At 38.5% G+C, this 16,200-nt stretch carries 13 protein-coding genes and 1 riboswitch; of the genes, 5 read left to right on the forward strand and 8 right to left on the reverse strand.

The annotated features are described in order from the left end of the window. The first annotated feature begins 253 nt into the window (after window positions 1–253). Window positions 254–595 carry a P-II family nitrogen regulator gene (locus tag PVA17_RS13285; protein WP_132364165.1) on the forward strand — a complete coding sequence of 114 codons (342 nt, stop codon included), beginning with the start codon at window positions 254–256 and terminating at the stop codon, window positions 593–595. 13 nt (window positions 596–608) lie between these two features. Further along, window positions 609–1,904, forward strand: a complete 1,296-nt coding sequence (locus PVA17_RS13290) for an ammonium transporter (RefSeq protein WP_132364168.1) — start codon at window positions 609–611, stop codon at window positions 1,902–1,904. Between the two features lie 85 nt (window positions 1,905–1,989). Here the strand turns inward: PVA17_RS13290 and PVA17_RS13295 are convergent, their stop codons facing one another. Further along, a complete protein-coding gene (locus PVA17_RS13295; protein WP_274067957.1) occupies window positions 1,990–2,490 on the reverse strand; it encodes a methylated-DNA--[protein]-cysteine S-methyltransferase in 501 nt (166 codons plus the stop codon). Window positions 2,491–2,599: 109 nt separating this feature from the next. Here PVA17_RS13295 and PVA17_RS13300 point away from each other — a divergent pair, with 109 nt between their 5' ends. The 3 genes from PVA17_RS13300 to PVA17_RS13310 all read left to right on the forward strand — a co-directional run bounded on the left by PVA17_RS13300 (window position 2,600) and on the right by PVA17_RS13310 (window position 5,135). Then, the gene (locus tag PVA17_RS13300) at window positions 2,600–3,331 is read left to right on the forward strand and encodes an ABC transporter ATP-binding protein (RefSeq protein ID WP_132364173.1); all 732 of its coding nucleotides are present in this window, start codon (window positions 2,600–2,602) and stop codon (window positions 3,329–3,331) included. Further along, window positions 3,328–4,080: an ABC transporter permease gene (locus PVA17_RS13305; protein ID WP_132364175.1), complete on the forward strand. Its 753-nt coding sequence runs from the start codon at window positions 3,328–3,330 to the stop codon at window positions 4,078–4,080. The genes PVA17_RS13300 and PVA17_RS13305 overlap by 4 nt, the downstream gene beginning before the upstream one ends. A gap of 80 nt (window positions 4,081–4,160) precedes the next feature. Further along, window positions 4,161–5,135, forward strand: a complete 975-nt coding sequence (locus PVA17_RS13310; RefSeq protein WP_132364178.1) for a proline dehydrogenase family protein — start codon at window positions 4,161–4,163, stop codon at window positions 5,133–5,135. Window positions 5,136–5,307: 172 nt separating this feature from the next. Here PVA17_RS13310 and PVA17_RS13315 read toward each other — a convergent pair whose 3' ends face one another. The 7 genes from PVA17_RS13315 to PVA17_RS13345 form a co-directional block, all read right to left on the reverse strand. Further along, a complete protein-coding gene (locus tag PVA17_RS13315; protein WP_274067958.1) occupies window positions 5,308–5,850 on the reverse strand; it encodes a methyltransferase in 543 nt (180 codons plus the stop codon). Between the two features lie 171 nt (window positions 5,851–6,021). Continuing rightward, entirely contained in the window at window positions 6,022–6,633 is a 612-nt protein-coding gene (locus PVA17_RS13320; protein ID WP_132364182.1) for a response regulator transcription factor, read from the reverse strand. Window positions 6,634–6,649: 16 nt separating this feature from the next. Continuing rightward, the gene (locus tag PVA17_RS13325) at window positions 6,650–7,795 is read right to left on the reverse strand and encodes a sensor histidine kinase (protein WP_483308022.1); all 1,146 of its coding nucleotides are present in this window, start codon (window positions 7,793–7,795) and stop codon (window positions 6,650–6,652) included. A gap of 471 nt (window positions 7,796–8,266) precedes the next feature. After that, the gene (gene desA, locus PVA17_RS13330; RefSeq protein WP_132364184.1) at window positions 8,267–9,298 is read right to left on the reverse strand and encodes a Delta(5) desaturase DesA; all 1,032 of its coding nucleotides are present in this window, start codon (window positions 9,296–9,298) and stop codon (window positions 8,267–8,269) included. 611 nt (window positions 9,299–9,909) lie between these two features. Next, window positions 9,910–10,410 (reverse strand): GNAT family N-acetyltransferase, encoded by a 501-nt coding sequence (locus tag PVA17_RS13335; protein WP_132364257.1) that lies wholly within the window; start codon window positions 10,408–10,410, stop codon window positions 9,910–9,912. 78 nt (window positions 10,411–10,488) lie between these two features. Further along, a complete protein-coding gene (metH, locus tag PVA17_RS13340) occupies window positions 10,489–13,920 on the reverse strand; it encodes a methionine synthase (protein ID WP_274067959.1) in 3,432 nt (1,143 codons plus the stop codon). After that, window positions 13,913–15,760 carry a bifunctional homocysteine S-methyltransferase/methylenetetrahydrofolate reductase gene (locus tag PVA17_RS13345; RefSeq protein WP_132364188.1) on the reverse strand — a complete coding sequence of 616 codons (1,848 nt, stop codon included), beginning with the start codon at window positions 15,758–15,760 and terminating at the stop codon, window positions 13,913–13,915. The genes metH and PVA17_RS13345 overlap by 8 nt, the downstream gene beginning before the upstream one ends. Window positions 15,761–16,066: 306 nt before the next feature. Next, a riboswitch (SAM riboswitch) is annotated at window positions 16,067–16,165 on the reverse strand. Window positions 16,166–16,200: the final 35 nt, after the last annotated feature.

A 16,200-nucleotide genomic window follows, 5' to 3' on the forward strand; every position in this document is an offset into this window, starting at 1 on the left:
TTGCGTATTACATTCTCCAACTTTAATGTTAGGTTTCCTCACATTAATAATCAGAAAATTTAGAAACGTCCACATTTTAGACACATTTTTTAATACCGCTTTCATTCCCCTTTTAAAAACATTCTCAGCAAACTATTACGAAAACCGAAATATCACATGTAACAAAATATAACATGAATATTCAAATAATTATTGCGCCATTCTTCATAGCGCCTTAACATGTAAATTAAATTTATTCAAGGAGCTGATATTGATGAAAAAAATTGAAGCAATTATCCGTCCCGAAGTTTTCGGCGCGGTCAGGGACGAACTTGCACAGGAAGGAATTGCAGGGCTCAGTGTTTCAGAAATTGCTGGTTGCGGTCGTCAATTAGGGCGTACAGGATTATTTCGTGGAAATACTTACGAAATTGAGTTTTTGCCAAAGTTGAAATTAGAAATGATTGTTGATGATGAAAAAGTAGATCCCATTGTTGACGTTTTATTACGAAAGGCAGCAACCGGTAAGGTCGGGGATGGTAAAATCTTCATTTATCCAATAGAACAAGCAATTCGCATCCGTACAAAAGAAGTCGGATCAATTGCAGTAGAATAAGGGGGCGATATATATGGATGAAATAACATTATCTATAAATTTAGTTTGGATGATGCTCGGTACAATTTTAGTATTCTTTATGCATGCAGGATTTGCGATGGTTGAAGCGGGCTTTACACGCTCAAAAAACGCAGTCAATATTATTATGAAAAACTTCCTAACGATATCGCTTGGTGGCATTGTCTATTTTCTCTGTGGTTACGCTATTATGTTTGGTGATTCAGTGGGTGGTATCTTCGGTACAAGTGGCTTTGCCTTAAACGGTGTAGATAATCTTTCCTTCTTTATTTTCCAAACGATGTTTGCAGCAACTGGAGCAACGATTTTATCTGGAGCAGTAGCAGAACGTACTAATATTTTTGCTTATATAGGTGTCATTATTATCATGTCGTCACTTGTTTATCCTGTTGTTGGTCACTGGGTTTGGAGTGATCATGGATGGTTAACAAATCTCGGTTTTATCGACTTCGCTGGATCTACCGTTGTCCATTTAACAGGTGCAGTGGCGGCATTTGTAGCTGCGGTAATGGTCGGTCCACGTCTCGGTAAATATGAAAATGGTCGTGTTAACATTATTACAGGACATAGTATTCCATTAGGAGCTTTAGGCGTATTTTTACTTTGGTTTGGTTGGTTTGGCTTCAATGGTGCCTCCACATTAGCTGCTGATCCTAAACTTGTTCCGAGCGTAATAGCAACTACATTTTTCGCTGCTGCTGCAGGAGTTGTGGCTACAGCCTTTTATACGAAATTTCGATATGGTCACATCGATGGCTCACTCACATTAAACGGTGCTTTAGCAGGACTTGTGAGTATTACCGCTGGTGCAGCTAATGTTAGTATTTTTGGTTCACTCATTATCGGATTAATTGCGGCTCCATTATTAGTCGAGAGCGTCCGCTTCATTGAATGGAAGTTAAAAGTCGATGATCCTGTCGGTGCCATCGCTGTCCATGGTATCTGTGGTATTTGGGGTACTCTAGCAGTTGGCTTGTTTGATATTAGTGGTCAGGGATTATTTTATGGAGGAGGTTTCGGCCAATTAGGAGTGCAAGCCATTGGGATTTTCGCTACTCTCGCTTGGGTTAGCGTTTCAGTAGCAGCTGGTTTACTTATTATAAAAGCATTTGTGCCATTACGAGTTTCTGCCGAAGAAGAAGTCACTGGCCTAGATGTCATTGAACACGGTGCTCCTGCTTATGAGTTTCAGGATATTTTCAAAGGCTCTGCCGTGCGTGGAGAAACATTTGCTCATCGTTTAACTCATTTCGGTAAAGCAAAAAACAATGTCCAAGAAGAACATGTATAGTATTTAATGAACTTCATCTTCTTAAATACAAAAAACAAGAATCTGCAATCTCTTCGGCCAACTGAAGATTATGCAGATTCTTGTTTTAGGCTCTCTCTAGCTCCAATAAAAATTCTTTCATAGCTAGTCCACTACGAAAACCTGTTAGCTTGCCATCTTTTCCAATGACACGATGACAAGGAATAATGGCTAATATTGGGTTGGCACCAATTGCACTGCCTACAGCTCTTACTGCCTTCGGATTTCCGATACGGTGTGCAATATCTGAGTACGTTGTCGTTGTACCATATGGTAGCTCCTTCAAAGCATCCCAAACCGCTAGTTGAAATGGTGTCCCCTTGACATGTACTGGCACATCAAATTCAATGAGCTCTTTATTAAAATAAGCCGTTAATTGCTTAGCATATGGCTGTAATTTTTCTTTATTCTCTTCAAAGCGATAGCCTTTAAATGGCTTTTTTGCCCAAACTTCTACCTCTTCAAATGATGCATTCGGAGTTCCTATATATACAAGCCCTTCATCTGAAGCAACGATATACATATTACCTTGTGCATATGTTAATGTATCTACATACAATACATCCATTCTCTAACCCCCTTAACTTAATTAGTATCCACTGTCGTAAATAACTTTAGAATCCCTTTGTTTCATGCTACAGTTATTTTACCTATTAGTATAAAGGAGTTTTAACTTTATGAATACTTCATATGAGCCTGCCATTCACTTTCAACAGGTCACCTTTTCATCGAATGACAAGATGATAATAAAATCGATTACTGGTTCATTCCCAAAAGGAAAAATCACTACATTAGTCGGCCCTTCCGGTGCTGGCAAAACAACTCTACTTAAATTGTGCAATGGATTATCATCTCCTACTGATGGTCAAATATTAATTGATAATCAAGCCATTTCTACTTACGAGCCAACCGCATTAAGAAGGTATGTGAGTATGGCTCTTCAAGCAGCCCCAATGATAGAAGGAACCGTATTTGACAATCTTGCACTCCCTCGTTCGTTACAAGGAGAAAAGCTTACAGAGCAAGAAGCTATCCAATATTTACAGGACGTTGGACTCGATCAAAGCTTTTTACAACGCCCTACAAATAAATTATCAGGTGGACAACGACAAAAAGTCTCTATTGCAAGAACACTTATTAATCAGTCCTCCATTTTATTGCTAGATGAAATCACATCTGCACTAGACCGTCAATCCGTGCAAGAAATTGAGACACTTATTGCTACAATCCATAAAAAGTTTAATGTCACAATCATTTGGATCACTCATAATTTACAGCAAGCGTTGACAATCGGACACTATACTTGGGTTATGATGGACGGAGAACTAATTGAAACAGGAGAAAGTTCCTTACTTAACGCACCTAAAAATCCACGGGTCGCTGAATTTGTACAGGGGGTGAATGTATGACGTATACTTCGCTTTCCTTAACGTTAATTTTTGTTTTAATTCCCCTTCTACTGTCAAAAACCTTAAAGCTAGGACTTGAAAAAGATACACTCATCGCTACTATTCGTTCTATTGTTCAACTACTTGCCGTAGGTTACATTTTAAAGTTTGTCTTTGATGCTCAAAGCTATATTTATATTTTCCTTATGGTTACTTTAATGGTTATAGTAGCAACACTAAATGCTCGTAAAAAAGGAAAAGGTATTACAGGTATTACATGGAAAATAGCACTAACTCTTATCGTAGTAGAATTTGTTACGCAAGGCGTATTGCTAGGTTTTAATATTGTACCTGCAACAGCGCAGTATATTATTCCAATTAGCGGCATGATGATTGGTAATTCAATGGTATTATCGGTTTTATTTTTAAATCGTTTTACATCAGAAATTGCTAGTCATCAGAACGAAATTGAGTTAATTTTGTCGTTAGGCGGCACACCAAAACAGGCAATTCATCGACAGCTAATGAATGCGATAAAAGCCAGTATGATTCCTACAATTGAAAGCCAAAAAACAATTGGTCTAGTTCAATTACCAGGTATGATGAGTGGCCAAATAATTGGCGGAGCAGACCCTATTCAAGCGGTGCAATTCCAACTATTAATCATTTTCGCCCTACTAACAGCAGCGACATTATCAAGCATAATGATAGGTTTTTTAAGCTATCCTGCACTTTTTAATGAGCGCATGCAACTACTTGAAGTAAAATAATTGTTATAGTAAAAACAATATTTATTTTCTAAATTGTGCTATAATATAGAAAAAAAAGAAATGCAGTGAGGAGAATGACCATGTTATTACGCGATTTTTTCATCCATTTATCTGAAAACCAACTATTAAATAGTGCTGCAAAAAAATACGGACTAAAATTAGGAGCACAAAGTGTAGTAGCTGGTACAAATATTGAAGAAACGATTGCGAGCATCAAAGAGCTTAACGCACATAAAATCTCTTGCACAGTAGATAATTTAGGGGAATTTGTTTCAACTGAAGAAGAAGCAACAAAAGCTAAAGAACAAATCCTTGCTGTAATTGAGGCTATTCATGAAAATGGCGTTGATGCACATATTTCGTTAAAGCCATCTCAATTAGGTTTAGATATTGATGTTGATTTTTGCTACGATAATTTATATGAAATTGTAGAAAAAGCAGCAGCATATGATATATTCGTTAACTTTGACATGGAAGACTACGGTCGTTTACAAACATCCTTTGATATGGTCGAAGAGCTATCCAAAACGTTTAATAATGTAGGTACTGTTATCCAATCTTACTTTTACCGCGCTAAGGACGATATCGAAAAATTCAATGACTATCGCCTTCGTATCGTAAAAGGCGCTTATAAAGAGCCTGCAGAAGTTGCTTTCCAAGATAAATTAGATATTGATTTAAATTTCATCGAGTTAATCGAATATCATTTACTAAACGGTAAATTTACGTCTATCGCAACACATGACCATAATGTTATTGCACACGTAAAACGTTTTGTAGCTGACAATAATATTCCACTTGATAAATTCGAATTCCAAATGCTTTACGGCTTCCGTACAGATATGCAAAAAGAGCTTGCTAAAGAAGGCTATAACTTCTGTGTATATGTACCATTCGGCGAAGATTGGTACGGCTACTTTATGCGCCGTTTAGCGGAGCGTCCTCAAAATCTTAATCTTGTTACTAAACAAGTATTTACGAAAAAAACGAATACAGTGCTTGCTGTAGCAGCAGGTGCATTCGTTCTTGGACGTTTAACAAAACGTAAAAAATAAGGTCCCACATAAAGAAGCCAGAAGCATAATTGAATACGCTTCTGGCTTTAGTCTTTCAAGAACGTACTTCCCACAGACCAACACTAAACCGCTTTTCCCTCACTCAATTTTAAAGGCGTGTAATAAAAATAATCAGTGAGGGTGAAAAAGCCCCACTGATTAAAGTTTTATATTATTCAACATGTAAAGCAATGGTTGAAACAATGGCTTCTGCTGCATACTCCCATTTACCATCAATAAAACTACCTAATTTTTGCCCAAGCTCTTGGATCATTTCTAGTGTAATCGGGATATCATTTTTTTCCGCTAATGTAGCAATAAATGGAGCAGATAAACTTGTCCATCCGCCTCGATCAATTTTGATCTCCACTTGTTTTACTTCTCCATTTTCTTTTTCAATGCGGTAGTATAACTGATCATCTGGACGCCAGCTTAAATGATGAGAGATTTGCCCATTTACAACTGTTAAATGATCCTTTTTCGAAATAGAAACAGGTTTTATATTAAATTCATGACCTAGTACATCTAGTTTTTTGATTTCAGGTCCAACTAATGCTGCCTGAACAGCTTTATCCATACTACTTTCTAATGGAATAGATGACTCTGTCTCAACTATATTGTTGCTTGCAGCAAAAACGGCTGAAGGGTTTGCGCTTGTCACGACAAATGTTGTTGCTAAAAAAGCTATTGAAGTAATTTTTGTGATTTTTTTCATAATCATTTCCATCCTTCCCATTAAAACGTTTTACATTTACTAAATATTATCATTAGTAGTCAAAATATACAATACCAATTATTCTTTTATAATGACAAAAGGCACTGAATTTAAAATTATTCAATGCCTTTTGTCTATTTTTTTAATTTTATCTTAGGTCTAAGTGTATTCTTACTTATTCCACCCTTTTTCCTTAAAACGGGCAATAGCTTCTATACGGTTCCCAACATTTAATTTTTCTAAAATAGTGGAAATGTAGTTACGGACAGTCCCTGCCGATAAAAATAATTCTGCGGCAATTTCTTTTGTCGTCTTTCCCTCTGCAACAAGTGTCAGTACTTGGCTCTCTCGGTCAGTTAAAGGATTTTCACTATCATCCTCATAGACAAAATCAACGAGTTCTGGCGCATATATTCTTTTGCCGTCCATAATTGTACGAATGGCACTGACCAATTCTTCTATCGGACTATCCTTTAGTAAATAGCCACGAACGCTGGATTTCCTTGCACGTTCAAAATAACCTGGCCTTGCAAATGTCGTTAATATAATCACTTTACAATCAGAACCTGTGCTATGCAGTTCCTCTGCAGCATCCAATCCCGTTTTCACGGGCATTTCAATATCCATAATACAAATATCAGGCCGATGCTCTTCAACAAGCGCCAGTGCTTCTTCACCATTTTTTGCTAATCCAACGACCTCCATATCATCCTCCATACTAAGTAATGAACGCAGTGCGCCTAATAGCATACCCTGATCTTCAGCAATTACAATTCGTATCATGTCGCAATCCTCTTTTCTATATGTTCTTCAGATTTTCTTTGACCTTCTGATGCGTAATCGCCACTGGAATCGACACGGTTAATGTAGTGCCTTCTTCACTTTCGATTTTAAAAGAACCGTTTATAAACTCTAACCGTTCTCGCATTCCCTTTAAACCGTTACCCGTTTTCCAAGCTTGCTTTTTAGTGATTCCTTGCCCGTTATCACGAACAACTAAATATACTTCCTTAAAATTTTGATGGAAGGCAATTTCACATTTTGTAGCACCACTATGCTTAACGACATTATTCACTGCCTCTTTTAAGCACATGGATAATACATTTTCCACAAGTGGTTGAACTTGTAAATTATCTTTATCACCTTCAAATACAAATTCCATTTCAGCAGCCTTTAATATTTGAGAAATACGCATAAGCTCATCCTCAAATCTAGCTGTTCGCATATCCGTTACTAATTCACGTACCTCTTTTAATGCGATACTTGCCGTTTGACGAATATCCTTAATCTCTATTAAAGCTTGCTGTGGATCACGTTCAATTAATCTTGAAGCTAAGTCACTTTTTAAGCCTATCATCGATAACTTTTGGCCGAGCGTATCATGTAAATCCCGTGCAATACGTTGGCGTTCCTCAAAAACAATTAACTCAGCTATTCGTTCATTAGCAGTCTCAAGCTGCCCCTCTAAATTTTCGCGTTTATTTTTTGCATAAATCGTTAGTGGAAGTAGCACAACCGCTAGAATCGTTAAAACAACAAATGGTAGTTGTGATAAAAATAAGTGTAGCTCAACGAAAAAGCCAACACCTGTAGAGATAACCGTAAAGCCAATATGTAGTCCATACATAATATAGAAACCAACAGGTTTACGAATATTTCCAATAAAAAATGCTGTGAAAATCGATAAATACACATAGCCATATAATATAGTCATAACGATATTAATGACCATTTCAAAGCTAATCCACATATAAACAAGACCATTTTTCGAATTCATGGAAAATCGATAGAAAATAAAATATAGCATTAAAAATGTAATACCTACTGATATTTCTATATAAGATGATTTCCTAAAAATGAAGAAAAACGGTAGGAAACAGAAAATAATCCATAAATATATACTGAGCATTGGACTATTCGGAATAATACTGGGCCATTTCCTCATTATAATCTCACGCTCTTTCCTACTTTTCCCTTATTATAACAAGAAAATTAATTTTATGCCTGTACATGGTTATTAATGCATTATCCACATAATAACACTCCCCTAGTAATGGGCTATTTTCATAACGTAGTGTTGATTTCCGTTCTGGCTAGGTGCTTTATAGCTGACGCTTCAGAACAAGGCGTCCGATTCCGCTTGGGGCAACACGATGTTTTTTGTGCGAAAGCGTAGTGTAACGTAGCGGTCACGAAGGCATTATCACAGAATCTGAAGGTTTAGCCTTCGTTCATCTATATCGCAGATCCCCAAGGAGTAGCCCTGCCAAAACGAAGATTAACTTATATACAAGCTATGTCTTAAACATGTCATCCTCAACTTTTGGTGATGAGCACAGTAATTGCTTCATCTGGAATATGCAACTCATTTACATAAAACAGCCATCCCTTAGAAGAGATGGCTGAAAAAATTCTACTAAGCAGCGATACTGCCCCTTGCTTTTCGTTTAATTATTTCATTAACTTCTTTAAAGCTTACAAACTTACCTTGGTCTTCATCGTATAGTTTATAGCGTAATGATTCTAAACTCGTACGCAATGTTATTGTTGTCGCCGTGTGTAATGGCGGTGTTTCATTATGCGCTTTTTCAAGATTATAGTTTGGAACACGAGGGGCTAAATGATGTACATGGTGGAAGCCAATATTGCCTGTAACCCATTGTAATAGCTTTGGTAATTTATAATACGAGCTACCTTCGACAGCAGCCTTTACATAATCCCATTCTTTATCATGCTCAAAATAAGAATCCTCGTACGTATGTTGGATATAGAATAACCAAATACCAAGAGAACCAGCTACAAATAGTGTTATCCCCTGTACTAATAAAAATGCTTGCCAGCCCATAAAGTAAATTAATGCTATACAAATTCCAGCAATAACGACATTTGTTAAATGTGTATTAAAGCGTTCCTTTTGTTTAGCGTCTTTACGATTAAAGCGATTTAATATTAACACCATAAATAGTGGACCTAAGCCGAACATAACGAATGGATTACGGTAAAAACGATACCATAAACGTTGTCCTTTAGATGCTTGTAAAAACTCTTCCACTGTCATCATATCTATATCACCGATACCACGCTTGTCTAAGTTCGAGCTAGTTGCGTGGTGAATTGTATGTTCACGCTTCCATTTTTCATATGGGAATGATGTTAACACTCCAGTTACAAAACCAACCCAGTCGTTTGCTTTTTTACTTTTGAAAAATGAACCGTGTGTACAATCATGGAAAATAATAAATGTTCGTACGACAAAGCCAGCAGAAATTACACTTAATCCAACTGTTAGCCATGGTGAAATATCCATTAACATATAGCCAGCTACCCATAGAGCGATTAAAGGTACAATTGTATTTACCATTTGAAAAATACTTTTAGCTGTATCAGACTTCGCAAATGGTGCTACATCCTGACGCAGTTTTTTTGTTTTTTCTCGATCTGTTGCCATCGTTTTTACTCCCTCATTTCCTTTTTTCCTTATGACCTCATCATAAAACAAGAGTATAATCATACAACAGAAGCAAACATCATAAAAAGGGTATGACATTTGTCATACCCTTCATCATGTGTACAATGAAATAAAAATAAATAAAGATGGCTCCTCGCCATAAAGTGGAGTTGATTTCCGTTCCAGCTGGGCGCTTAGTGGCTGACGCTTCGCTTTCGCCACAGAAAAACATTTGTTGCTGTCGCTTCGCTTTCGCTACAGAGCAAAGCTTCCTGGGAGCGTCCGATGAGCAGATTCGCTTCGCTGCAGGGTCTCAGGCCAACAGATGTTTTTTGCGCGAAAGCGTGAGTGCAACGTAGCGACAGCAGCACGAGTTTGGTCACGAAGGCGTTATCACGGGATTTGATGGTTTTAGCCTTCGTTCCTCTATCGCTGATCCCCAAGGAGTCGCCCAGCCGAAACAAAGTTCAACCTATTATACAAATGCATATTTCATCTCCAACTTTGGTGATAAGCTTTTAAATATAGCATTAGTATGAGTAGGCAAGCTGAAAAAAAGTATAGCTAGGATTCACATATTATAAAGAAAGAATATGAATGTCATACCCTTTCTATCCTTTTGGTCCAGTTAACTGTAGCTGATAAAATACAAGATCTAGCCATTGTCCAAATTTATAGCCTGCATTTTTAATTGTACCTGCATATTCAAAACCTAGTTTTTCATGTACTTTAATACTTCCGATGTTTTCACCATCAATGCCCGCTACAAGTGTCTTCACACCTTGCTCTTTAGCAGTTCGAATTAGCTCTTGCATTAATTGTGACGCTATTCCTTTTTGGTAATGATCCTTATGCACATATACAGAGTGCTCCATTGTGTGCTTGTAACCAGGATATGGACGGAACTGACTATATGTTGCAAAGCCGGCTACTGTGCCATTCTCGTCAAAAACTAGCAATGGATTATCGAGCGTTTGCTGCTCCTTGAACCATTGCTTTTTTTCTTCTAACGATTGTGTTTCATATCGATAAACAGCTTTGCTCGTTAAAATAATGTCATTGTAAATATCTAAAATCTCGGGTAAATCTTTCTCTTCCATGAATCGAATCATCATGCTCACGTCCTAACCATCAATTATACCTCGGCATAATTACTTCTATTACAAAAGATTTTACTACTTTTTCTAGCATCACACATTAAAATATCGAGCATCTGGATGTGCAAAGACCATTGCTGAAACAGACGCTTCTGGCTCCATCATAAAGCCTTCCGTTAAATGTACACCAATGTCCTCCGGTTTTAATAAGCCAAACAATTTTTCTTGATCTTCTAGGTTCGGACATGCTGGATAACCGAATGAGAAGCGCTGTCCTTGATATTTTGCTGCGAAACGATCACGCATTGTAAAATCTGTCGCATCTGGGAAGCCCCACTGATCGCGAATTTCTTGGTGCATACGTTCCGCGAAACCTTCCGCAAGCTCAAGGGCAGTAGATTGTAATGCATGACTTTCGAGGAATTTCCCTTCCTCTTTTAATTGTCGAGCCTGCGCCATAACTCCTCGTCCTGCTGTTACTACCATTAAGGCAATATAGTCCATTTCACCGCTTTCTACTGTTTTAAGGAAGTCTGCAAGACATAAAAACGGTTCAACTTGCTGACGAGGGAAGGTAAATCGTTCAATTTCTGTTTGGCTATCTGTTGGATCATAAACGACTACATCATCCCCATCGGCTTGAGCAGGGAAAAACTGATACACACCCGACGGCTTCAATAGGTCACTTTGTAAATAGTCGTCGACTAAATCTTTTAACGCTGTTGCTCTTTCATCACCCGCATCAAGCAGCTGCTGTACTTGGCCTTTTAAACCTAGGTGATGGCCAAGTAATGTCCGCATATTAACATATGGATACAAATGCGAAACAGCGTATTCTCTCTTTACATGGCGTCGTAAATCAGCTGGAAGAAAGACAGACGCTTCCTTTACTGTACGTACAGGCTTTATCATTACTTCTTTTGCAGGGCGTGACGCTCTTTTTTCGTCTGCCTCTAAGCGTTTTTCACGAGATTCCTTAATTTCAGCTAAGAAATCGGCACGTGTATCTGTCCCCATTAATCGATTTGCCTGCTCTAAGCCTTGCATCGCATCCTTGGAATAAATGACAGGTCCATTATATTCGCCGGCAATTTTTGTTTCAGTAAAGCGACGAGATAATGCCGCTCCTCCTACTAAAATAGGTACGTCTATACCCGCTTCTTTGAAATCCTGAGCAGTAATAACCATTTGCTGTGCTGATTTTACAAGTAAACCTGAAAGCCCGATGAAATCCGGCTTCTCCTTGCGAATCGCTTCTATTAACTGAGTAGGTGTTACTTTAATACCCAAATCAATGACCTTATAGCCATTATTACTTAAAATAATATCGACAAGATTTTTCCCAATATCATGCACATCGCCCTTTACAGTAGCAAGTACCATTTTCCCCTTACCAGCACTCTCTTCATTTTTCTCCATAAATTGCTCTAAATGCGCTACTGCGGCCTTCATAACCCCTGCTGATTGTAATACTTCCGCTACGATCAGCTGATTATCGTTAAATAAACGGCCAACCTCTGCCATTCCATCCATTAAAGGCCCATTAATAATCTCAAGCGGTGTTTCGAAAATTTCACGAGCCGCCTCTAAATCTTCAATAAGCCCTTCCTTTGTACCCTCTAATATATAGTAGGCTAAGCGACCTTCTACTGTTTTCGGAATATCCGCCTCTGTTTTTTCTTTCTTTTTATCACGATAGAAATCTGTAAAGACAGCTAAAGTTTCATCATTTGTATTAAAGAGTAAATCATTTGCTAGCTTAATTTCCTCCTCAGGAATGGATGCATAACGTTCTAGCTTCTCCGTATTCACAATTGCATAATCTAAACCAGCCTGTGTACAGTGATATAAATATACGGCATTCAGTACTTCACGACCTACTGGTGGCAATCCGAACGAAATATTACTTACACCAAGCACCGTTAATGTCCGTGGCATTTTCTCCTTAATAAGGCGAATACCTTCTACCGTTTCAAGTGCCGAGCCAATATATTGCTCATCTCCTGTACCTACTGGGAACATTAATGGGTCAAAAATAATATCTTCAGGAGCAATACCCCATTTTTCTGTTAACAATTTATATGAACGTTCAGCAATTTCTAGCTTGCGATGTCGATCAACCGCCATGCCTTGCTCATCAATTGTACCTACAACTAAAGAAGCTCCATATTTTTTCACAAGCGGTAAAACAGCGTCAAAACGCTCCTCGCCATCCTCTAAGTTAATAGAATTAATGATAGCTTTCCCTTGAGAAAACTTAAGTGCTTCCTCAATTACTTTTTCATCTGTCGAGTCAATCACAAGAGGTACTTTTACTTTTTTTACAACCTCCTGCATAAAGCCACGCATATCCGCTAGTTCATCACGGTCAGGATTAGCTAAACAAATATCGATCACATGTGCTCCATTTTTCACCTGAGCACGGGCGATTTCTGCTGCTTCCTCAAACTTCCCATCAATAATTAAATTTTTAAACTTACGAGAACCAATGACATTTGTCCGTTCTCCAATAAATAATGGACGCATAGAGTCGTCATACACCAATGGCTCTATCCCTGATACTACATGACCATGCGTCACATCTTGTAATTGACGAGGCTTTTCGTCCTTTAGCACCTCTCTGATAGCCGCAATATGTGCTGGCGTTGTACCGCAGCAACCTCCGACAATATTTAGCCAGCCCTTTTCCGCAAAGCCTTTTAGCTTTTGTGACAATGATTCAGGTGACTCATGATAGCAGCCTTCCTCATCCGGTAAGCCCGCATTCGGGTAACAGCTAATATAGCCTGTTGAAAGCTCTGCTAGTGAACGAATATGATCCGTCATAAACTCTGGTCCAGTCGCACAGTTTAAGCCAACTGACAATGGCTTAATATGCTCGATGGAAATGTAAAAAGCATCAATTGTTTGGCCGGCAAGTGTCGTTCCCATCGGTTCAATTGTTCCGGATATCATCACAGGTAGCTCTTTTTCAGTAGCCTTAAAAGCACGAGATATCCCCAATGCTCCCGCCTTAACATTCAACATATCCTGACTAGTTTCTAACAACAAAACGTCCGCCCCGGCATCGATTAATGACTTTGCTTGAACATAAAAGTTTTCCTCTAGCTCATCAAATGTAATTCCACCTGTAACAGATAGGGTTTTGGTAGTTGGTCCCATCGCTCCCGCTACAAAACGTGGCCAATCGGATGTTGAAAACTGATCTACTACTTTGCGTGCAATTTCTACAGCACGTTTGTTAATTTCTTCTGCCTTCGCACCTAGATCATATTCATTTAATACAAGTGGTGTACCCCCAAATGTATTTGTACAAATAATATCTGCTCCAGCCTCTAAATATTTTCTATGAACCTTTTCAAGCACATCTGGTCTAGTTAGCACAAGATTTTCATTACAGCCATCATATTCCTCGCCGCCAAAATCCTCTGCCGATAAATTTTCATTTTGTAGCATTGTTCCCATTGCGCCATCAAGAATTAATATTCGTTTCTCTAGTTGCTCTTCAATCATGTGCTTAGCCATTTATACTTACCCCTTTTTTCTGTTCATCCAATTGCTCAATAACTTTCATTAATTCTAGCGTCATATCATAGCGTAAAAATGGTGTGATGAGGTAAATACCATTGAAATATTCCGCTGCTACTTCTACTAATTCTTTAGCAATTGCAATGCCTTCTATTGTTGCGAGTTCCTTATCATCACCACAAGCCTTCATACGTGCTAACGCTTCATCAGATAGTTTGATGCCTGGTACTTCATGATGTAAGAACTCCGCACTTTTATAGCTCGTTACTGGCATAATACCAATATAAATTGGCGTATCTAAATGCTTTGTCGCCTCGTAAATTTCCACGATTTTTTCCTTTGTATAAACAGGCTGTGAAATAAAATAATCTGCCCCATGTTCAATTTTCTTTTCTAATCGAGAGACAGCGCGTTCTAGTACACGGACATTAGGATTAAATGCAGCCGCTACAGAGAAATTTGCCTTTTTACGAAGCGGTTTCCCTGAGAACGAAACACCTTCATTTAACTGTTTTATTAATTGGATTAGCTCCATTGACGATACGTCGTAAACGCTAGTTGCTCCTGGGAAATCGCCTACCTTTGTCGGATCTCCAGTAACCGCTAAAACATCATGAATTCCTAGTGCATTTAATCCCATTAAATGTGATTGAAGACCAATTAGATTTCGATCTCGACATGTTATATGGGTTAACGGGCGTACCCCGTGCGTTTCTTTCAGTAAGGCACCCATTGCGACATTACTAATCCTTGGAGAAGCAAGTGAATTATCTGCCATCATGACTACATCCGCACCCGCCTCATATATTTTCTTTGCCCCTTTAATAAAGCCTTCTATTTCTAAATGTCTTGGTGTATCTAACTCCACAATAACCGAGCGTTCACGTTTTACTTTTTCATGTAATGGCTCATAATTTGCTGGCTCTGCCTCACGCACAATCTCTATTTTTTCTGGCTTTGTATACTTTTCCTCAACCGGGGATAGCTCCTCTAAATACTTTTTCGCTGCAGCAATATGCTTTGGTGTCGTACCACAACAGCCACCAATTAAACGAACCCCTTGATCACGAAGCTCTACAGCTGCTCGACCAAAATAATCAGCTTCCGACTCATAAACGACACGCCCATCCTCTAAATCAAGAAGAGAGGCATTCGGGTACGCTGACATAAATGCTTGCTCAGGAAGCTCTACCCCTTCAAATGCTTGGATAGTATGGTGAGGACCTAAACGACAGTTAACACCTACGATATCAGCACCTAACGCTTCAAGTTCATGTAAGGCGTGATTTAAGCTCATTCCATTTTGTAATATTCCGGGTTCGTGCATAGAAACTTGAGCGATAATCGGTAATGTCGTTTTTGCTCGTAGCATTGATAAAGTCGCTGTTAGCTCTTCAAAATCATAATAGGTTTCAAGTAAAATGCCATCTGGATTTCCTGCAAGTAAAACCGTTGCCTGCTCATCTATAGTTGCTAAAATTTCCTCTAACGTTGCATCACTTTTTCGAATACCACGGATTCCCCCAATAGTACCCAAAACAAATTGCCCTCCATCCGCTGCTGCACGTTTTGCAATCGTTATAGCAGCTTCATTATATTGCTGTACACGAGATTCTAATCCATAGCGGGCTAATTTTATGGCATTAGCTCCGTAAGTATTGGTCTGAATAATATCGGCACCAGCAGCTATATATTCTCTATGAATCTTTTCAATTAGTTCCGGTCTCTGTACATTCATTTCCTCATGACAGTACTCCAAGCCATAGCCGTATAAAACTGTACCAATTGCACCATCTGCTGTAAGAACATGCGTTTTTAACCTTTCAAGCAATCCCATAAAACTAACCTCTCTTTCTTTTTCTATCAATTATGCCTCGGCATAAATTCGTTCTGAATCGGCTTTGTGCTTAGACCTGCACGCTGCAGGTTAGTTAGCCTACTATCCGCTAAGAACTCCTTGCCAATTCTGTGACATCCGCCGAAGGCTTTAGGTCAACACTCAGTCGTTGCCACAGGACGTGGCGTCCTTAGACTGAGTTCCTCTATTTCGGCGGATGTTTGGACTTTCCACCGAAAAAAGTTAAAATAAAAAAAGCCTTCTTTCACAAAAAAAGAAGGCTTTTACGTTTCGTAATTGTTTTCCTTCTCATCTTCGACACATGGTCTTCTGGATTTAGCACCTGACAATAAGTTGGTTGCTGAAGCTTCATAGGGCCAGTCCCTCTGCTTCTCTTGATAAGAATTTAGTATGAATTTTTTAAATAATTAAAAGAATCA

The sequence above is a fragment of the Lysinibacillus sp. CNPSo 3705 genome (genome assembly GCF_028674935.1).
Classification (GTDB): domain Bacteria; phylum Bacillota; class Bacilli; order Bacillales_A; family Planococcaceae; genus Lysinibacillus.